Source organism: Vreelandella profundi (assembly GCF_019722725.1).
Taxonomy (GTDB): Bacteria; Pseudomonadota; Gammaproteobacteria; order Pseudomonadales; family Halomonadaceae; genus Vreelandella; species Vreelandella profundi.
In genome coordinates this window covers 3,220,428-3,240,238 of sequence record NZ_CP077941.1, presented here as the reverse complement: position 1 = coordinate 3,240,238, position 19,811 = coordinate 3,220,428, and the positions used below count along the sequence as shown (strand labels likewise).

18 protein-coding genes are annotated in these 19,811 nt (G+C 52.9%); 11 read left to right on the top strand and 7 right to left on the bottom strand.

Annotated features, from left to right (window positions below; translation table 11 throughout):
- Window positions 1-57: 57 nt before the first annotated feature.
- From KUO20_RS14820 to KUO20_RS14805, 4 genes are read left to right on the top strand one after another with little or no spacing between them, the layout of a single operon-like run.
- Complete coding sequence (locus tag KUO20_RS14820; protein WP_235040602.1) at window positions 58-636, top strand: TRAP transporter small permease; 579 nt, start codon at window positions 58-60, stop codon at window positions 634-636.
- On the top strand, window positions 633-1,907 hold the full coding sequence (locus KUO20_RS14815; protein ID WP_235040601.1) for a TRAP transporter large permease: 1,275 nt from the start codon (window positions 633-635) through the stop codon (window positions 1,905-1,907). Before KUO20_RS14820 ends, KUO20_RS14815 begins: the two co-directional genes overlap by 4 nt.
- Window positions 1,908-1,956: 49 nt before the next feature.
- Window positions 1,957-3,414 (top strand): aldehyde dehydrogenase family protein, encoded by a 1,458-nt coding sequence (locus tag KUO20_RS14810; RefSeq protein WP_235040600.1) that lies wholly within the window; start codon window positions 1,957-1,959, stop codon window positions 3,412-3,414.
- A 28-nt stretch (window positions 3,415-3,442) separates the two neighbouring features.
- The gene (locus tag KUO20_RS14805) at window positions 3,443-4,315 is read left to right on the top strand and encodes an NAD(P)-dependent oxidoreductase (protein ID WP_235040599.1); all 873 of its coding nucleotides are present in this window, start codon (window positions 3,443-3,445) and stop codon (window positions 4,313-4,315) included.
- A 15-nt stretch (window positions 4,316-4,330) separates the two neighbouring features.
- On the opposite strand, the gene madM is transcribed toward KUO20_RS14805, so the two are convergent.
- The 5 genes from madM to KUO20_RS14780 all read right to left on the bottom strand — a co-directional run bounded on the left by madM (window position 4,331) and on the right by KUO20_RS14780 (window position 9,731).
- Complete coding sequence (gene madM, locus KUO20_RS14800) at window positions 4,331-5,092, bottom strand: malonate transporter subunit MadM (protein WP_235040598.1); 762 nt, start codon at window positions 5,090-5,092, stop codon at window positions 4,331-4,333.
- Between the two features lie 15 nt (window positions 5,093-5,107).
- Window positions 5,108-5,548, bottom strand: a complete 441-nt coding sequence (madL, locus tag KUO20_RS14795; protein ID WP_235040597.1) for a malonate transporter subunit MadL — start codon at window positions 5,546-5,548, stop codon at window positions 5,108-5,110.
- Between the two features lie 138 nt (window positions 5,549-5,686).
- Window positions 5,687-7,228 (bottom strand): malonate--CoA ligase, encoded by a 1,542-nt coding sequence (locus KUO20_RS14790; RefSeq protein WP_235040596.1) that lies wholly within the window; start codon window positions 7,226-7,228, stop codon window positions 5,687-5,689.
- A gap of 27 nt (window positions 7,229-7,255) precedes the next feature.
- The gene (locus KUO20_RS14785) at window positions 7,256-8,563 is read right to left on the bottom strand and encodes a malonyl-CoA decarboxylase (RefSeq protein WP_235042494.1); all 1,308 of its coding nucleotides are present in this window, start codon (window positions 8,561-8,563) and stop codon (window positions 7,256-7,258) included.
- A 406-nt stretch (window positions 8,564-8,969) separates the two neighbouring features.
- Window positions 8,970-9,731, bottom strand: a complete 762-nt coding sequence (locus KUO20_RS14780; protein WP_235040595.1) for an SDR family NAD(P)-dependent oxidoreductase — start codon at window positions 9,729-9,731, stop codon at window positions 8,970-8,972.
- Between the two features lie 149 nt (window positions 9,732-9,880).
- On the opposite strand from KUO20_RS14780, the gene KUO20_RS14775 reads away from it, so the two are divergent.
- Both KUO20_RS14775 and KUO20_RS14770 read left to right on the top strand, forming a co-directional pair.
- Window positions 9,881-10,174, top strand: coding sequence for a hypothetical protein (locus KUO20_RS14775; RefSeq protein WP_235040594.1), 294 nt, complete (start codon window positions 9,881-9,883; stop codon window positions 10,172-10,174).
- 174 nt (window positions 10,175-10,348) lie between these two features.
- A complete protein-coding gene (locus KUO20_RS14770) occupies window positions 10,349-10,876 on the top strand; it encodes an HPP family protein (protein ID WP_235040593.1) in 528 nt (175 codons plus the stop codon).
- Between the two features lie 2 nt (window positions 10,877-10,878).
- Here the strand turns inward: KUO20_RS14770 and KUO20_RS14765 are convergent, their stop codons facing one another.
- Window positions 10,879-11,463, bottom strand: a complete 585-nt coding sequence (locus KUO20_RS14765) for a gamma-glutamylcyclotransferase (RefSeq protein WP_235040592.1) — start codon at window positions 11,461-11,463, stop codon at window positions 10,879-10,881.
- A 187-nt stretch (window positions 11,464-11,650) separates the two neighbouring features.
- On the opposite strand from KUO20_RS14765, the gene KUO20_RS14760 reads away from it, so the two are divergent.
- Together KUO20_RS14760 and KUO20_RS14755 are read left to right on the top strand one after the other, a co-directional pair.
- Window positions 11,651-12,505: a sirohydrochlorin chelatase gene (locus KUO20_RS14760; RefSeq protein ID WP_235040591.1), complete on the top strand. Its 855-nt coding sequence runs from the start codon at window positions 11,651-11,653 to the stop codon at window positions 12,503-12,505.
- 94 nt (window positions 12,506-12,599) lie between these two features.
- Window positions 12,600-14,189, top strand: coding sequence for an ABC-F family ATPase (locus KUO20_RS14755; RefSeq protein ID WP_235040590.1), 1,590 nt, complete (start codon window positions 12,600-12,602; stop codon window positions 14,187-14,189).
- A 96-nt stretch (window positions 14,190-14,285) separates the two neighbouring features.
- Here the strand turns inward: KUO20_RS14755 and KUO20_RS14750 are convergent, their stop codons facing one another.
- Window positions 14,286-14,753: a TspO/MBR family protein gene (locus tag KUO20_RS14750; protein ID WP_235040589.1), complete on the bottom strand. Its 468-nt coding sequence runs from the start codon at window positions 14,751-14,753 to the stop codon at window positions 14,286-14,288.
- Window positions 14,754-14,956: 203 nt separating this feature from the next.
- On the opposite strand from KUO20_RS14750, the gene gmtY reads away from it, so the two are divergent.
- The 3 genes from gmtY to gmtX are packed head-to-tail and all read left to right on the top strand — an operon-like array spanning window position 14,957 to window position 19,724.
- Window positions 14,957-16,423, top strand: a complete 1,467-nt coding sequence (gmtY, locus tag KUO20_RS14745; RefSeq protein ID WP_235040588.1) for a gamma-mobile-trio recombinase GmtY — start codon at window positions 14,957-14,959, stop codon at window positions 16,421-16,423.
- A 2-nt stretch (window positions 16,424-16,425) separates the two neighbouring features.
- On the top strand, window positions 16,426-19,059 hold the full coding sequence (gene gmtZ / locus KUO20_RS14740) for a gamma-mobile-trio integrase GmtZ (protein ID WP_235040587.1): 2,634 nt from the start codon (window positions 16,426-16,428) through the stop codon (window positions 19,057-19,059).
- Window positions 19,056-19,724 carry a gamma-mobile-trio protein GmtX gene (gene gmtX, locus KUO20_RS14735; RefSeq protein ID WP_235040586.1) on the top strand — a complete coding sequence of 223 codons (669 nt, stop codon included), beginning with the start codon at window positions 19,056-19,058 and terminating at the stop codon, window positions 19,722-19,724. Before gmtZ ends, gmtX begins: the two co-directional genes overlap by 4 nt.
- The last annotated feature ends 87 nt before the right edge of the window (window positions 19,725-19,811 follow it).

The window sequence follows — 19,811 nt, the reverse complement described above, 5'->3', positions numbered from 1 at the left end:
ATCCCGTGGCGCCCGCTGGGCGCCACCTTCCCACAACCTGACGGGGTGAGGTGACTCATGGTTTCTTGGCTTCTGCGTGTCGAACATGTCTTGACTCGTCTGGCACTAGCGATCGCTATTGTGATGTTGATCATATCGGTGTCGCTGAGTTTCTATCAGGTGCTCACTCGATTTATCTTTAATGCGCCTTCTACGTGGTCGGAAACGCTATCACGGGCATCGATGATCTGGTGTGTCTTTATGGCGGCGGCGGCTACGTTCCGTGGTGGCTTTATGATGGCGGTAGAGGTGATCTATAAGTTAGTACCCAAGCGCACCCTGCTGGCGCTGGAGTGGATGATTGGGCTGTGCTGTTTGCTGGTGCTGGCGGTCTTGGTTTATTACGGCATTCAAATGACCCAGCGAGTCAGCCGCCAGACGCTGTCGGCGCTTGAGGTTTCAATGGCGTGGGCATACGCGGCGATTCCCGTGGGCAGCGCGTTTGCGATGCTGGCCGTGATGGCGAGGCTGCTTGCGCAAAGCTGTGGTCTTGAAGCGCTGGGGCCTATGCATGACGAAGCTATTGAGCAAGATGCGACCAACAAAGACGCTATCAAACAAAATGTAGGGTCGACCCAGAGAGAGCCACACTCATGAACTTAGCCATTGGCCTTTCTCTGCTGATTTTATTCGCCACTGGCGTGCCGATCGCGATTTCTATCTTGCTGGCATCGATCATCGGTATCGAGTTTTTCTCACGGCTGCCGCTGGTCATGGTTCCTCAGCAGCTGTTTGTGGGGCTTGATAACTTCCCGTTAATGGCGATTCCTTTCTTCATTCTAGCCGGCAACCTGATGGCGGCTGGCGGCATCTCTAGTCGCCTTGTCGACTTGGCCAAATCTATCGTCGGCGGCGTTCAAGGCGGTTTGGCGATGACGTGCGTACTGACCTGCATGATGTTTGCTGCGGTGTCAGGTTCAAGCGTGGCAACGACCTTTGCTATCGGTGCGATCCTTATTCCGGCGATGGTTAAGCATGGCTATCCGAAGCCGCTCGCTGCCTCTATTCAGGCATCCTCTGCGGAGCTTGGGGTGCTGATTCCTCCTTCTATTCCGCTGATTTTGTTCGGGGTGAGCACCGATACCTCCATTGGCCAGCTGTTCATCGCCGGTATTGGTCCAGGGATTCTTATCGGCAGTGCGCTGCTGCTCTTTCTGTATGTCTTCTGCAAGCTGCGTGGTTTTGGCCTTGAGGATAGTAAAGGCCGTACTAATTTCGTGACGGCTTTCCAGCGGGCGTGGGCAGCGATGCTCATGCCCATCGTGGTGATTGGCGGTATCTATGGCGGTGTTTTCACCCCGACGGAAGCCTCGGCCGTGGCGGTGTTTTATGCCTTAGTCGTCGGCGCTTGCTACCGGGAGCTTAAGCTTGCGGAGCTGATGCCGGTGCTGCGCCAAAGCGTTATCTCAACGGCCGCTGTGATGCTGATTATTGCCGCGGCGGCGCTGTTCAGTTTTCTTATCAGCCGCTCTGGGCTGCCGGTTCACGTTGCCGCCTGGGTAACGGCCGTGTTCGATAGCCCCTGGGCATTTTTGTTGGCGGTCAATGCGCTGCTGCTCGTTGTCGGAATGTTCATTGAAACCGGCGCTGCCATTTTGGTGCTGGCGCCGATTCTTACCCCGATTGCAATGCAGTTCGGCATCCATCCCGTTCACTTTGGCCTGGTGATGGTGGTGAATCTGGCGCTGGGTATGATTACGCCACCGCTGGGCGTGAATCTCTTCGCAGCCTGTGCCGTCGCCAAAATATCGATTGATCAAATGCTGCCCTGGCTGGTGCAGTTTGTGCTGGTGGTGCTGGTTTGTCTCATGATGATTACCTATATGCCATGGATTTCGATGGGGTTAGTCAATATTTTCTACGGTTAGATACATGGCTTTTCAATTTATACATATAGCCACAATGAAGGAGTGACCTATGTCCCATGCGTTGGCCTTGCCACCTCAGCAGGCGTTAATTGGCGGGCAGTGGATAAATACCGCTGCAACGATTCAGGTTGAGGCACCCGCCACCGGGGAACCGTTGGCGCGTATTGCTCGCAGCCAAGCTGAAGAGGTGAACGCCGCAGTGCAGGCAGCCCAAAACGCTTTTTCTGGCCAATTAGGCGAGTGGTCTGGCTGGTCTGCACGCCTTCGCAGCGAATGGCTGCTGAGCTTTGCAGGCGTGATTGAAGCCCATCACGAGCAGCTGGCGCAGCTTGAATGTGCCGATACGGGTAAACCCATGACCCAGGCGAAGGGGGATATTGCCGCCTGCGCGCGCTACTTCCGCTTTTACGGCGGCGCGGCGGACAAGCTGCATGGCGAAACCATTCCCTTTGAAAATGACTTTGCCGTCATGACGCTGCGTGAACCCTACGGGGTGTGTGCACAAATTATTCCCTGGAACTACCCCGCACAAATTTTTGGACGCTGCGCGGCGGCAGCGTTGGCAGCAGGCAATACCATCGTACTGAAGCCTGCAGAAGATGCCTGTTTGAGCGTGCTGCGCCTTGCTGAGCTTGCGACCGATCATGGCTTACCTGCCGGTGCGCTTAACGTAGTGCCAGGGCTGGGTTATGAGGCAGGCGCTGCGCTTGCGTCACATGCGGATATTCATCATCTGTCGTTTACCGGTTCGCCAGAAACCGGTACCCAGGTTGCCCAGGCAGCCGCTCAGCACCATGTGCCGGTGACCCTAGAACTCGGCGGGAAATCACCTCAGCTGGTCTTTGCCGATGCCGATCTCGATGCAGCGCTGCCAGCCGTGGTGCGCGGCATTATCCAAAATGCGGGTCAGACCTGCTCGGCCGGCAGCCGGCTGTTAGTACAGCGCGATATTGCCGATAGCGTTGTCGCTACGCTGTCTGAGCTGTTTGCGGCACTGCGTTGCGATGTGGGTGAAGCCGATGCCGACTGCGGGCCGCTGATCAATGCGCGCCAGAAATCCAAGCTGGAAGAGCGTTTGGCAGCGGCTGAAGTCGACGGCATTCGGGTGGCCGCCAAAGGCCAGTTAGCTGATGGCGCACCGGCTGGCGGGCACTTCGTGCTGCCGCAACTGCTAACCAACATTCCCGACGGGCACGAAGTACTGCGCGAAGAGTTGTTTGGCCCTGTGCTGGTCGTCCAGGTTTTTGATGATGAAGCGCAAGCGCTGGCCTTGGCGAATGCGACTGATTTTGGCCTTTGTGCGGGTGTTTGGACGCGTGATGGCGGTCGTCAGCTGCGCTTGGCCAAAGGCATTCGCAGTGGCCAGGTATTTATCAATAATTACGGTGCAGCGGGGGGCGTAGAGCTACCTTTCGGCGGTATTGGCCGCTCGGGGCATGGTCGTGAGAAAGGCTTTGAGGGACTGCGTAGTTACACGCGTATTAAAACCATTGCGATTAAACATTAACAGGCGCTTTCTCTTAAAGGAGACACCAATGACAGCAAAACGCCAGGTAGGCATCGTCGGCGTGGGCCTGATGGGCCACGGCATTGCCAGCAGCCTGCAGCGCGCAGGCCATTTTGTCAGTTTTCTAGAGCACCCGGGCAATCAGCCCGTGGACGATTTGTTAGCCGCCGGCGCCCACGCACAGCCTTCAGGACGCGAGCTGGCGCAGAGCGTTGATGTGGTGATTTTGTGCGTGACGGGATCGCCCCAGGTGGAGGCCGTACTCTTTGAGCCTAACGGTGTGCTGGAAGGATTGAAGCCTGGCAGCATTGTGATGGACTGTTCCACGGCGCTGCCTAGCTCAACGGAAAAAGTCGCTGCCCGAGTTGCTGAGGCAGGCGGCCGCTTTATGGATGCGGCCATGACGCGCACGCCTAAAGAGGCGGCCGAAGGGCGGCTCAATCTCATCGTGGGCGCACCGAAGGCGCTGTTTGATGAAACGCTCCCGTTATTGCAGGGATTTGCGGAAAACATTGCCCATGCGGGCGACGTTGGCGCGGGCCATACTCTGAAGCTGCTGCATAATTTTGTATCGTTAGGCTTTTCGGCGGTATTGGCGGAGGCCACCGCTGCCTCCCGCAAAGCGGGGATCAGCGATAACGCATTGCTTGAAGTGCTAGGCGCCGGCGGCGGCGGCGGGGTCGTGTTAGAGCGGCTGCGTCCTTATATTGCTGAGAACGATCCGTCGGGCTTTAGATTCTCCGTCGCCAATGCCAGTAAAGACCTGGGCTATTACCACACGATGACCGATGATCTTGGCGTTGAAGGAGGCGTTGCCGCCGCTGTTCACAGCCTCTACACCTCCGTTGAGGATCAGAGCCTTTCCATTCCCGAGCTCATTGGCGTTTTGGCGAAACGTTAACGGCAAGTCGTCAGGTTAGAAAATGGCGCGAACGGCTAGGTAAAGCACCGACGGCGCTAGCAATGCGCCAAGCCCGGTGTAAAACGTCGCCGTCATCGCGCCATAAGGAACAAGCTTAGGGTCGGTTGCCGCAAGCCCTGCTGCAACGCCGCTGGTAGTGCCCATTAGCCCGCCGAAGATCATGGCCGAGCGTGGGTTATCCAAGCCAATATGACGTGCCAGCATGGGCGTCATTATCATAACCAATATTGATTTGAACAGACCGGCAGCAATGGATAGCGCAATAATTTCAGAAGAGGCGCCAATGGCGGCACCGGCAATCGGGCCGACGATATACGTGGCGGTACCTGCACCGATAGTGGTTAAGATGACCGGGTCGCGGTAGCCGAAGGCGTAGGCAATCGCGACACCGGCAACGAACGACACGATAACGCCTAAAAATAAGGCCACCACGCCGCTCATTCCCGCTTCGCGTATCTCCTGAAAACGAACGCCGTACGCCGTGGCGATGATGGCCAGGTCGCGCAGCATGCCGCCGCCCATCAGCCCTAGCCCCGCGAACAGGCTGATGTCGGCAAGCCCTTTCGTACCGCCGGTCGCAATTCCCCCTACGTAGGCCAGTATCAAACCGACCATGATAGCGATAGCCGATCCATGAACGCGGCCACGCGTTAGCTTATCGCTGACAATATAAGACAGGTACATGGCCCCGCCGACTAGTGCAAAGGCGGCAATCAGGTGCTGTTTTTCCAGCTGAGTAAGCAGTGATTCAAGCATAAATATGGCCTCTTTTTAGCGCGTAGGGCGTGAGTGGCTGCTCGCCACGGACGGAGCAGATAGCGGAGCCTGATCGGTAGAAGGCGCGTCTGATGAAGGCTTTTTCTTACTTGAGCGACCAAAAAGAGGAATCAGAGCAAAGCTGGCGCTAACGGCAGCAAGGCTTGCGAACAGTGCAATGAGGCCGCCATCGATAGCTGCCGCGACGTTCTGGCTGGCCGCCATGGCAACCACAATGGGGATATACATACCGTTCCAAAACGTAATGCCACTCTCAGTGCTGGCCGGCATTTTGTGCTTGTCGCTAAGATAGCCGCCGATAAAAATCAGCAGCAACATCGCAATACCCACGCCACCGACATTAGAGTCGATATCCAGCAGCATGCCGAGCACATCTCCGGCCCATAGGCCAACCAACATACACCCTGCGAGAAGGGCAACTCCGTAGATCACCATAGTTAACTTCCTGTTTTATCTTTATTTTGAGTGGCGTTGTATAGGTTTTTGCTACATAGGTTTTTGCTACATAGATTTTAGCCGCAGGGGTTATCTCCCGGTTTCCCTCTGCGGCGTAGGATAGTATTTAGGATAGTATTAAGCGTTGGCAGCGGTCTGTTTCGATACAAAGGTGTCGGCGAAGGTATCGCGCAGCTGATTTTTTTGTACCTTGCCCATCACATTGCGAGGCAGGGCGGGGGCAAAGAAGACCTGCTTAGGCTGTTTATAACGCGCCAACTGATCGCTCAGGGCCGCCAGTATACTGGCTTCGCTAACCTCGCCTTGCGCTTCGCGTACGACAACGGCAATAACGCCCTCACCCAGGTCTGCATGCGGTACACCGACCACCGCGGATTCTGAGACGCCTGAGAGATCGTCGATCAAGAGCTCGATTTCTTTGGGATAGACGTTGTAACCGCCTGAAATAACTAAGTCTTTATCACGACCAACGATATTCAGATAACCGTGCTCGTCGATGCAGCCCAAGTCGCCGGTAATGAAGAAGCCATCGTCGCGAAACTCAGCCTGGGTCTTTTCAGGCATACGCCAGTAGCCCTGAAACACATTGGGACCGCGTAGCTCGACCATGCCCGTTTCCCCTTGGGGGAGTGAGACACCGCTTTCACGGTCAGCAATACGGATTTCCACGCCCGATAGTGGCATGCCCACGGTGCCTGGGCGGCGTTTGCCCTGATAAGGATTAGACGTGTTCATATTGGTTTCTGTCATGCCGTATCGCTCAAGAATGGCATGGCCGGTGCGTTGCTCGAAGGCTTCGTGAGTTTCCGCCAGTAGCGGCGCCGAGCCTGAGATGAACAAGCGCATATTGCTGACCACCTCACGGCTGAGGCGCGGTGACTGCAGCAGCCGGCTATAGAACGTCGGTACGCCCATTAATACGGTGGCGCGTGGCATTAAATCAATCAGTTGGTCGACATCCAGCTTGGGCAAGAATGTCATGGAGGCGCCGTTAAGCAGGGTGATATTGCACGCGACGAAAAGGCCGTGGGTATGGAAAATCGGCAGGGCATGGAGAAGATGGTCGTGCTCGCTATACTGCCAGGCTTTGGTTAAGGCCTGGCTATTGGATGCCAGGTTGGTGTGGCTGAGCATCGCACCCTTAGAGCGGCCGGTCGTGCCTGACGTATAAAGGATAGCCGCAAGATCATCGCCAGCCACTTCACACACCTCCTGCGTTTGTGTTGCTGCTGCCACCTTCTCCATGAAGCTGCCGTCAGCATGCGTTCCCAAGCTTTCAATGTGCGTGACGCCGCACTGCTCGGCGGTCGCACGAGTGGTCGCGTGATCCTGTGGGCGGCAGATAAAGACATGGGGCTCAGCGTCGCTGAGGAAATAGTGAATTTCGTTATCGGTATAGGCGGTATTGAGCGGAAGGTAAACAGCGCCCACTTGCAGGCATGCTAAATAAAGCATGACGATTTCAGGGCTTTTGTCGACCTGTACCGCAATCCGGTCGCCGGGCGTAATGCCTAAGGAAATCAGTACGCTCGCCATGCGGCGGCTGGTCGCAAGCACATCAGCGTAACGGTAGTCAGTGCCTTCCTGGGTATGCATTAGCACTTTGTCGGGCTGGCGCTCGAAATGGGGGTAAAACTGTAAATAAAGGTTGTCGCTCATGGGGACTCCTTCTTGTTGTCGTTACGCTTAGGCGCTGGGCTCTAAGCTCAATGGTTGTTTGGCCTGGCTGGCCAAGCGACGAATGTCGCTCGTACATACCACGCTATAGTCGCGGCTGAAGGTCTCGTGATTATGTTCGATCCGGTCTAATTGATAGAGATAGTTGACCATCAGGCCCTTAGATTGCTGCAAGCCTTTTGCGGACATATCTGCTTGAAAATTAATACGATGCAGGCTGGCGCCATTGCCAAGGTGGAAACGTGCAACGGGATCTAGCGGCTGACCACTGCGATGTTTGGCGTTGACTAAATACGTGGCGGCAAGGCGCGATAACTCTTTCTGAGTACCGCTATCGGGCGCATCTTCCTCGCCAGCCTGCGGGCTTTCCAGCTGCTGATCCAGCCAGGCTGAGAACCCAGGGATTGGCGACAGCGTGACAAAATTCTTTAACTGAGGCAGTTCCCGGCTGAGCTCCTGGACCACCTGCTTAATCAGGAAGTTGCCGAAAGAGACGCCTTTAAGGCCCGCTTGGCAGTTGCTGATGCTGTAAAACACCGCCGTATCCACCTCGTCTAGCGGCACTTCCTCACCGTGCTCGAGTATTTTTTGCACGTTGCCAGGGATGCCGCGGCAAAGCGCTACTTCAACGAAAATCAGCGGCTCATCGCCGGTGGCCGGGTGGAAAAAGGCGTAGCAGTGGCGGTCTTCGGGGTCTAAACGGCGGCGCAGGTCATGCCAGTCACCAATCTCATGCACGGCCTCGTACCGAATCAGCTTCTCCAAAACCGCTGCCGGCGTATTCCAGTCGATGCTTTCCAGCACTAAGAAGCCACGGTTAAACCAAGACGCGAACAGATGAGCAAAGTCGGCGTCCAAGGCTGAAAGCTCAGGGTTCTGCTTGAGCCGTTTAAGCAAGTCCGCACGCATGTGAACCAGTTCAAAGGTGCCGCCCGGGCACAGGTTCAGGCGTCGTAGTAAATCCTGTCGGCGTGGTTCACAAGCATTAAAGAGGCGTTCAAGAGCAGCGTTATCTTGATGCTCGCAATAAAGCTGATAAGCGGCATGAATAGGAGCAGGGTCAGCGGAATAATCGTCGGCCAGCAGCGTGAAAAAGGCCAGTTTCTCCTCATCGCTTAAGCGTCGATAATGTTCCAGTGCCCGCTGTGCGGTCAGTATTTGCGAGGCCTCGCCGCCACGATGCATCAGCGTATCGCAAGCCGATATAAGGGTTTGCAAAGAACTGGCGTTCTTGTCCAGCGTGCCGAAAAGACTGCTTCGGCCTCGGGTGCGCACGCTTATGTTGGAAAGCAGATCCTGTAAAAACGACATGTTCATATTCATGCGCCAACCTCGAGATTAAAAACGGCGGTTCCAAGGAAATGAGTAATAAATTTATCATCTACGATTGATATATATAACAGATAGCCTTTTGGGATTTCTTAGTCAAGGCAGACACCCCCCGACCTTTGGCCAAGGCGCACGCATGCGGGCTATGTTTTAAGTGACTGGTTTTAAGCAACTGGTTTTAAGCGACTGGTTTTAAGTGACTAGCTTTAAGCAGCTAGTTTTAGCGACTAACGAAACGGGACGTGCATTCTTGAAGATGGCGGCAATAGTGGCAGTTAGGGCGGGGCGCAAAGTAGGACTAGAGAGGTGCTAAATAGACGCTAGGCGACCATGCCATGGCTTATCGTAAGCAATGACGCGGTCGCTTGGATAATGTTGCGGTAGCGAGGGCTAACTATTTAGGATCGCGATCAATCGCAAAGGATGACCATGCTTGGCGTACCGACATAATTTCAAGGCGGTTTATATTGATGTGCGCGGGCAGCGTTGCCAGATAGAAAAGCTGCTCGGCAATGTCCTCTGCCTGGAGTGGCGTGGTGCCTTGATAAAGCGCGTCGGAGGCCGCCTGATTGCCTTTCGTTCTCACCAGCGTGAACTCGGTTTCGGCCATGCCGGGAGCAAGGTCGGTGACGCGCACGCCGGTACCCAGCAGGTCACAGCGCAGGTTGTAGCTGAACTGTTGGACAAAGGCTTTGGACGCCCCATACACATGTCCGCCTGGGTAGGGCCACTGCCCCGCGACTGAACCAAGGTTCAAGATGCTCGCACCAGCCCCGGTTTTAAGCAGTAGCGGCATCGCTGCGTGAGTCACGTTGACCAACCCTGTGATATTGGTGTCGATCATGGTGTGCCAATCTTGCAAATCCACCTTTTGCGCCGGTTCTGGCGCTAGCGCTAGCCCCGCATTGTTAATTAAGCAGGTGAGCGGCAAAAAACTTTCTGGCAGATTGCCAATGGCGTCGGCTACCGCGGCGCTGTCGCGTACGTCGAGCGTCAGCGTTAGCACGGGCACGTGCTCAGAAAGCTCTTTCTCAAGTGCTTTTAGTCGCTCTTCTCGGCGCCCCGTGAGAATTAACGACCAGCCTGCTTTAGCAAAGCGTTGGGCGGCGGCTTTACCAAAGCCGGAAGTAGCACCGGTGATGAGTACACTAGGCATTGCAGTATCTCCATGTTAGTTAACGCATTAAAACGCGACGCGGCGCTCTCACACTTTATTAGTGTTGAGCCTTATGACGCTGTTTTTGCCTGCGCTAGCATTTTAGCTGACAATGCCATGCTTATCCTTCTCAGCCTTAGGTACTACCGATGCAGGAAAACGGCTTTTTTGACGAAATAGGTGAAACCATCGGCGAAGCAATCCGCGTGGTGGTTGAGTTTCTGCTAGGCATTTTCACCAACTTCTTTGGTGCCTTCGGTGATTTTATTGATGGCCTCACTCGTTCTTTAGGTATTAATGATTCATTTTTCAGCATTGCCGTGCTGATTGTGGGCCTATTGATCCTATGGGGCGGGCTGCGCGCCTTTCTGCGCGGCTCACTGATAGGCGGTATTGTGCGCACTTTACTGGGATTATTTATCCTCTCGTGGCTAATGATGTAACCCGAATTTCGATCTTGGGATTTAATTAAGCTTGCTAAGTATTTGTGTGGAAAGCATTAATTCGCACTGACGGTAAGCGCCTGAACTTAATTCATAACGCTATGATCAATTGTCATTTGCCTATTTGGTGCAATTTGCCATTATGTCGCACTATTTTTGTGCAAAGCGATGGCGATGAAAACTTATCTTGGCAAGATGCGGGGGCAACGAATACAGCGTGCGCGAGTGGGTTGGCAGGATGCATGTTGGTCTTGGTTTGGCGCCTTTACCGGTATGGCAGTCATTTGTTTGCTCAGTTCAGCGTGGCTGTCGCAGCAGCTGCTCATCGTAGGTTCCTTTGGGGCAACGTCAGTGCTGATTTATGCAGCGCCTGAAAGTCCTTTTGCTCAGCCAAGCCACGTACTGTTTGGCAGTATGTTATCAGCAGGCATTGGCGTTGCGTGCTATCAGCTGCTGGGTACCTCTCCGCTTTCCATGTCGCTGGCCGTATCGCTATCGGTGCTTGGCATGCAGTTAACGCACACGGTTCACCCGCCGGGAGCAGCGGCGGCATTGATTGCTGTGGCGGGTGGCGCAAGCGTTCATCAATTGGGCTGGTGGTACCCGCTGTTGCCGATCGGGGCCGGCAGCGTACTGATGCTGATCATCGCGATATTAGTTAATAATCTTGCCCGACATCGCCGCTACCCAAGCTACTGGTAACGTTAAAGAAGCTTCAACTGGTGTTCTAACGCAAAGATATGGGCGTCTTCTGCGCCCAGTTCACGTAGGGCGGTTGCAAGGTTTAGCAAGTACTCTGCGTTAGCGCCGCTGGGCCCGTGTGCATAAGCAATTTGCTGGGCAATATCGGCAAGCGGCGCCTCGCCTAAAAAGGCCGGATTGTCGTCGCTGGCCAAATAAATCAGCCCCTCGCTTTGCTCAGCGGCATCGCCATTGTCACCAACATTGCCATCAACAAAGGTGAGCGGTACTTTTTCCCGCAAATAGCCGTTTTTTTCCCGCGTATCCAGCGGCGCGAGTACGTCTGGCGTAATGCGATAGGCCATGCCGTGGCAAACTGCTCCTTGGGCACGAATCAGTGTGGCAACACGCCCCGGTGCTTCAGGAGTACCGCGGTGGTCGTGGGAGCCTTGCCAAAACCTTCGTTCCCAGCCGTGAATATACGCCGAACGGCGCTCTAGATAGTCAAAGTCAGCCTTCCAGATTAACGACCCGTAGCCGAACAGCCATAGGCTCGAATGGCCATCGAAGAAATTTCTTTGCTGATTAAGGGCTGTGGTATCTAACATCGTTATCAAGCACCCTATGGTTTTATCAATACTTATGATTTTGTAAATACCTATAGTTTTATAAATACCTAGTTTTATAAATACCTATGGCTTTGTAAATAACAGTGCGAGCCAGTGCGTTATAAGACAATAATCTAGCTTATCATGTCACTGGTGATCGCTTATCTAACGGCGGCAGGAGGCAGGCATGCGCGCAATTTTTTTGGTGGATAACGGCTCGTTACGCCCGCAGGCAACGCTCAACTTGCGTCGCGTGGCGTCTATGCTTAGCCAACAGATGGGTGAAAACGTACAGGCTGCTTCGCTCCTGCACTCCAATAAGATTCCCGTGGAAGCCGTTGAAGGACTTCCCGCGACGACGCTTGGCCCCGCCGCTGAGCGCAGCGCCGAGCAGGGGGCAACGGAGATTATCGTTTTACCGTTTTTTTTCGGGCCGAGTAAAGCGCTCACCGGCTATCTGCCTGAACGCATGGCTACACTACAGGCGCGCTTTCCACACGTTAAGATACGCGTGGCCCAGCCGCTGGTCGATGAACGCGGCGATAACGATCTGCGCCTTGCGCATTTACTGGCTGATAACGTGCGCGAAAAGTACCCGACCGGCACCGCTCCTCGCGTGGCCTTGGTCGATCACGGCAGCCCGATCCCTGAGGTCACTGCGGTACGTAATCGCTTAGCGGGGCAGCTTAGCGTGCTGCTGGGTGAGGATGTCACTAGCGTTACCGCTGCTTCTATGGAGCGCCGTGAGGGTGAAGAGTACCGCTTTAACGAGCCGCTGTTGGAAAGCCTGCTGGACTCGCCTGAATTCAGCGCCGGCCCGGTTATCTTAGCCATGCTGTTTCTTTCGCCAGGGCGCCATGCAGGTGAGGGTGGAGACATTGCTGAGATTTACACAGCGGCCCAGCAGCGACATTCACACTTAGAGGTAAGCGTTACTCGGCTTGTAGGGGAGCACCCTGGCATTGTCGATATTTTGATCACTCGATTGCGCCAAGCGATTGATGGTGAACGCTTTCTGCTCGATATTCCGGCAATTGCCTGAAACCACTAACGGATGATGGATGAATACGCGCCCAAGAGCGCGTAGAATCGCGAGCCTTTCGTATAGTAAATGACACGCTAACTGGGCTCCTTTTGTGATCGCAACCGCCAATATCACCATGCAGTTTGGGGCTAAGCCCCTGTTTGAAAATGTTTCCGTTAAATTCAACAACGGCAACCGTTACGGCCTGATTGGCGCAAACGGCTGCGGAAAATCCACCTTTATGAAAATTCTAGGTGGTGATTTGGAGCCCTCTTCCGGCCAGGTGATGCTGGATAGCAGCACGCGGCTAGGTAAACTGCGCCAGGATCAGTTCGCGTTTGAGAACGAGCGGGTAATCGATACCGTGATCATGGGCAACGTTGAGCTGTGGTCAATAGCCGCTGAACGTGAGCGTATTTATAGCTTGCCAGAAATGAGCGAAGAAGACGGCATGGCCGTCGCTGACCTTGAAGTACGCTTTGCTGAGTTGGACGGCTATACCGCCGAGCCGCGCGCTGGCGAACTGCTGCTGGGTTTGGGTATTCCTATTGAGCAGCATACTGGCCCGATGAGTGAAGTCTCGCCTGGTTGGAAACTGCGTGTATTGCTGGCCCAGGCGCTGTTCTCTGATCCTGATGTGTTACTGCTGGATGAGCCTACCAACCACCTGGATATCAACACGATCCGCTGGCTGGAAGATATGCTTAAAGCGCGCAACAGCACCATGATCATCATTTCTCACGACCGCCACTTTCTGAATAGCGTATGCACGCACATGGCGGATCTGGATTACGGTGAGATTACTCTGTTTCCCGGTAATTATGATGATTACATGACCGCTGCTACCGCCGTTCGCGAGCGTCAGCACTCTGATAATGCCAAGAAAAAAGCGCAAATTGCTGAGCTACAGCAGTTTGTTAGCCGTTTCTCTGCCAACGCCTCGAAAGCCAAGCAGGCCACATCGCGTGCGCGTCAAATCGATAAAATCAAGCTCGAAGACATTAAGCCTTCCAGCCGCGTTAGCCCGTTTATCCGTTTTGATCAGGCCAAAAAAATCCACCGTAACGCTGTGAATGTGGATGCGATTACCAAAGCCTACGATGGCAACGCGCCGCTGTTTAAGCGCTTATCCATGACCGTTGAAGCCGGTGAGCGTATTGCCATTATCGGGCCCAACGGTATCGGCAAAACCACGCTGCTTAAAACGCTGGCTGGCGAGTTGCACCCGGATGCTGGCGAAGTGAAATGGACGGAAGCCGCTGATGTGGGTGTTTTTGCCCAGGATCATAGCGATGATTTCGCTGTCGACGCTACGCTGTTTGAGTGGATGTCTAGCTGGACCAATGGTGGCGAGCAGGTAGTTCGCGGCGCACTAGGGCGGATGCTGTTTTCCAGCGACGATATCGGCAAGTCGGTGAAGGTTATTTCCGGTGGTGAGCAGGGCCGTATGCTGTTTGGTAAGTTAATTCTTACTCAGCCCAACGTATTGCTGATGGATGAGCCGACCAATCACCTGGATATGGAGTCTATCGAAGCGTTAAACCTGGCTTTGGAAAACTACCCCGGCACGCTACTGTTTGTGAGCCACGACCGCGAGTTTGTGTCATCGCTGGCCACGCGCATTATTGATATGCAGCCGGAAGGCATTGTCGATTTCAGCGGCAGCTATGACGACTACCTGCGCAGCCAGGGCGTTGTTTAAGGGATAACACGCTGATGTAAGTAGCGTCAGTGGCGGGCGGCTCGATCAGCATTGAGCCGCCCGCCCTGGAATATCTCGTGATGTTTGCTCATTCAATTAACGTCGATTCAGCCGCCAAATAGATGCATTGAGTGCCAGCGCAAGAGCTACCCACAGCCAGTAGGGCACCATTAGCCATGCGGCTAGGGTACTTACCTGGGAAAACAGCGCAATAGCGACCGTTATCAGGCTCAGTAGCCCCACGATATCGGCAAGCGCTGCAACAATCTGCTTACGGCCAAAGAACAGCCAAGACCACGCAGCATTAACGAGTAACTGTAGTGCGTAAACGGCTAAACCCGCTGTTCGCCAAGATGATTCATCGGCCATATACAGTCGCCATGCGGCTATCGCCATCAATATATACAGTATTCCCCAGGCGATCGGGAACGCGATATCTGGCGGTGTCCAGGAAGGCTTATTCAATTCGCGATACCAGCTGTCAGGCCGAAAGCGCGCGCCGGTACTCGCCGTTAATCCCACCAGCGCTATCGAAATCAGTAACACAATCAGTGATTCAAGCATTTTAACGCTGCTCCGTTAGCGCAAAGAGTCATAGCCTACCAGCGTTTGAAAAGGAGTAGGCATAAAAAAAGCATCACGTATGGTACGTATAGTGCTTAAAAGTATGTAATTTTGATAATAACCTCCTTCTTAGGGGGTTATTTTATGCTTGATATCCATGTAGGCGTGTAGTGTAATATATGTAGTTCATGTAAGGAACAGCTATGATCGCCACGAAAGTCATTGCCAAAATCGCACAGGACAACAGCGGCGTGACCACTGATATTCCTATCATTCTGACCGACGAAGGCGTTTTGCAATCTGTTACAGATTACGTACTCAGCCTACACCTCAATGGCACCTCACTTTCCACTATCAACAAGCATATCCAGTCGATCATACTGCTGATTGAGTTCATGGATGCCAACAAAGACATGTTTGATAGTCCAGAAGAGATGTTTTCGGTTTTTGTCAGAAGGCTTTACAGCGGAACCGTAGGTGAGAATGGGCTAGACCCTTCAGGACTCTACTGGATTCCGGCAACCACAGGCACGGTAGCTCGACACATCAGCCACCTGACAAACTTCACTAGCTGGGTCTCTGATAAAGGCCTGGGAAAACCATTAAATAACCTACGAACAGCTACCCGTCATGAGGAGCGCATCCAATATGCTGCCTGGTTCCGCCGGAATCAGAACGACTTTTTGGGGCATATCAAAGACAAATCGATCAATGCCACAGTAAAAAGAGCACGCAGCATCAAAGGCAGAACGCCTTTGGCGAAAACAGAAGATGACGCCATAGCCTTCCCTTCGAGCAAGTTTGAAGACTTTTACCTGAACGGTTTGGGCGGCGCGAAAGACCCGCGTGTTGCCTTGAGAGACAAGCTCATACTGCTTCTTGTGCATGGTGCGGGATTCAGACGTAGCGAGGCACTTCTGCTTTGGGTCACTGACGTATTTGAAAACCCCTCCGATCCTGATCAGGCAATCGTGAGAATCTACAACGAGGTAGAAGGTGTAGCGCCTGAAGGCTGGAAAAGCCGGAGAGGAATAAAGACCCGCAAGGCCTACCTGCAAGAAAAATATGCGCGTTCGCCACGGCAGGAGATGCAAAGCACCCAGCATCTCGGCTGGAAGTCGAAGGTAGTTGATCACAAGGACGGCTACCTGGAGGCGTATTTCTTCCCACAGGAGTTTGCGCGGGTCTTCATGTCCCTGTGGCGACAGTATCTGATTTACCGGGCCTCCGTGCAGTGCCACCACCCTTATGCGTTCATCAACTTCGATTCCCGGTTCTTAGGAAACCCCTATACCTACAACGCCTTCAACCAGAGTTATGCGTCGGGACTAAGGCGAATCGGCCTGGAACCTAATAAGGCTGAAGGCTTAGACCCCCATGGGCATCGCCATAACTATGGGCGCAGGTTGACAGATGCTGAAGTCGATCCGCTCATAAGGAAAAAGTGCTTGCATCACAAAAGTTTGGACTCGCAAGTTGTTTACACCCTGCCATCAAACGCCAAGGCGTCAAAAGCGCTTTCCCAGGCATCTAAGCAACTTCAATTGGGTTCAGCGACATCTAAAACCGCCACACCCTTTGATTGGAAGACGCTGGCAGAACACGGCTTTAACGATATCGACCCAAACAGCAACTTGACGGGCAAAAAACCACGTCTAGGGAAGCGCTAACAGTGCCAAAAAAGATGAACGGCAAAGGATATACCACCGACCTGACGCTTGGATGGGTCACTCAAGACTTTGGTTCGGAATGGCTTCAATGGCAGCAGTACGGCGCCGAATGGCTCGCCACGAAAGACCAAGGCGTGAGCTGGCGAATGGAAGCGTTAAAACATTTTCTGAACTACCTAAACACAAAGGCCCCTTACGCCGTCGATGTAACGACGATGTTTAAGGGGCATCAAGGTGGTCACAAAGTGTCTAGCGAAGAGTTTAATGTCTATCTGCTTGCATGTGGATCAAAAGCGGCAAACCAAAAATTCGTTGCTTATGTGATTGAACTATGCGGTTACATCCTGGAGCAGCATTTGAGTACCGAAGATGATGATGGGGCTCCAACGCCCCTGCTCAGAAATCCATTTGAGAGAATTAAGAAATTTACATCGAATACTGAGACCGTTCACAGCCCATTGCCTTATCGCTATATCCAGCAACTAAGGCAAATTCTCTGCCCGTATCCAACTGGTGACTCCGGCAATAATACACCATGGGTGGGCCATCATTTTCGAGACTGGCATTGGACAATCAACCATCTTCAATACGGCAATTTAGCTTGGATGGAGGTTCCTCCGGAGAGGATTGACCCCAGCGATCCTGACTGCATTGCTCGCACTCGAATGGTTTTTCGAAAAATCGGAACATTGAGAAAGTTTGTTGAGATCCACGAAATCTGGTCGCCCGTGATGGCGATGTTTCTGTTTACCAAGCTGCATATGCCATTACGCACCTTCCAGGTGCGATTTCTTGACTCGGGGGAAGGTGATACGTGGCGTTACGAACAAGGTCAATGGAGCGAAAACACACTGCATGCGTTCAAATACGGCTCCCCTAAACGGTCATACCAAAAAGGCGTGTTTCGGCGGATGTATGACTCAATGAGCGAGTGCTTTTCTACGGGGCTCTATGTCTCTACCAACAAAACCGCCGATCAGAATAAAGATGAAATTCAGCGTGGATACACTATCCCTTGGCAGCATGAAGAGCTTCTATATTGGCTGGAAAAGCTACGCAACTGGCAGGAAAAATACAATCCCATTGATCGGTTAACCAAAGGAACAGAGCTTGGGCGGTCGCATATAGGCGCAGTAAAATCCAAGAAACAATTGGAAGCGATGGGCGAATTCTCTTTCCTATTTCGAGAGAGTAATTCACACTTTCCAATTGCTAAAAATACAGTGTATTCCCCTTGGTATCGCCTTTTGTACAAGTTGGAAAAAGATGTGTTCCGGACGGGTCAAACACTGTCTAACGGAAAATGCTTGCGGTTCGTGAAAGACTACGGTGAGGATTATGAAGGGCAAAAAACCGCAAAAGTAGCAACGGAATACCCACTTCATAGCCTTCGGGTCTCCCTAATTACCTGCTATACGATGGACACCGACCTGCCATTGCCGGTGATTTCCAAGCTTCTTGCAGGGCATACCCGACTACTCATGACGATCTATTACAATAAGATCACCCCTTCCGTCATGGCCGAGAAGATGAAAGAGGCTGACGCCGCTTTGGTTGAAAAAGGTGAAGTCTCGCTTCGTAACTTCCTCGAAGATGCAGAGATGAATCAAATCCAACTCCGCAGTGCGTATAACAGCGATAAATACAATTCTGTGGAAGCAGTGCTCGCAAATCGGAATCCAATTGGATGGGAGGAACGAGCAACAGGGTTATGCCTGGTTGGAGGTAACTCAGTACGCTCTGATGAGTTGTCTACCTTGGGCGGTTGCTGGAATGGCGGCTCCCTTGTCAGAGATTCAGAATCGGCACAATCAAGGGTTTATGGCCCTGTACCACACGGACCTGAAAATTGTACTCGGTGCCGCTGGTTCATCACCGATGCCACCTACCTTCCAGCGCTTAATGCCCATTTCAATCAGATCAGTTACAAGGCCCATCAAGCGGCTGAGCTGGCCGTTGAAATCGAGGGGCAGCTAGAGGCGCTGAAGGATGAACTATTCATAGCCGAGGAAGCAGGCGAAGTGTTCCTCAAAAATAGCGAATTGCAGGCATTGGAGCGCCGCTACGAAAAGCAGCGAGTGGAATCTGATGAGTATGTGAAGGACTATATCGCCACCTTCAACCTGATCAACCGCGTGATTAAAATCGAGAATCATCGCGAAGAAGACGATGAAACTCAAAAGCTTATCGCAGTTGGCTCTCCGGAGGATCTCAACGTCAGCATGAAGTTCATCGAAACAAACTCAGAATTACTGCACTTATCCTTGATGTGTGAGGATGCTGAGTTTTACCCCGACCTGCACGATGATCTTCGCAAAACGCCAGCTATCGCAAAGCGCACTAATGCCCTGAGCCGCATGATGGCTTATTCCGGTTATCAGCCAATCTTTCTTGAAATGGACGAGCACGCCCAGCTTATCGCGGGCAATGCCATCATGCGGAAGATGGCGAAGATTGCCGATCCAGATAACAAGCTGGAGGGCTATCGAATCGCAGCAAACTACATCGAAGCGCAAGAGTACCTGAGTGATGCCGGGCTGCTGAAATCCGGATTTGAGGCAGTGAAGAACATTACACCAGTCAAGCTGTCGCCTAGCTCCATGAAACGAATACCTTCAATGGAGGTTGGCGAATGAATATCGACATTGACGCTGTTTTGGAAACCCTCAAAGACGGTAAAACGGCTAAAACCCAAGCGTCACTGGATAAACTCAGTAAGACCCTCAAGCACTATTACGAATCGGGTGCACGAGATTTCTCCGTCACCACAATCGGTCGAGTGTCAGAGGAAAATGGCGGAGTGGGTTACCAGTCTATTCGTGCAACCGCGAATAAGCATTATCGTGACTTGATCGAAGCTTGGGCCGTGAAGGCCCAGACAACAACCAAGAAGCCGCCCATGGGGCCAGCCAAGAAAACCGGTCAGGATTACCAGCTGCTAGAGCGTATCGACGATACGGCTGTGCGTGCTCTCTTTGGACAGATCATTCGTGAGCGGGATCGCTACAAAAGCGAAGCCAGTATGCTTAAGAATCAAACCAAAATCATCATTGATAAGCGCCCCACAGCATTCACTGAATCCCAGACTGAAGGCAGCGTAGATTGGCTTCCATCATTGAAGAGAATTTGCTCTGACAATGAGATTAAGGCACTACAAACCATCAGCTCCGAGGAGTGGCTGGAGAAGCTGGGGTTTCAGGCAAATTCGCTGGGTCAAGTGAAGGATGAGTATGGTATGGAAATCTTGCCTCGCGGATTCCTGACAGGGCTAAAAAAAATACTTGGTGAAGTCGGTGAATAGTGGTCAAGCGAAGGTATAAAGTCAACTCGATGCGGACATCCCAAAAATATTGAAAGTCTTCAATGATCGCACTAGGCTTTCTCATAA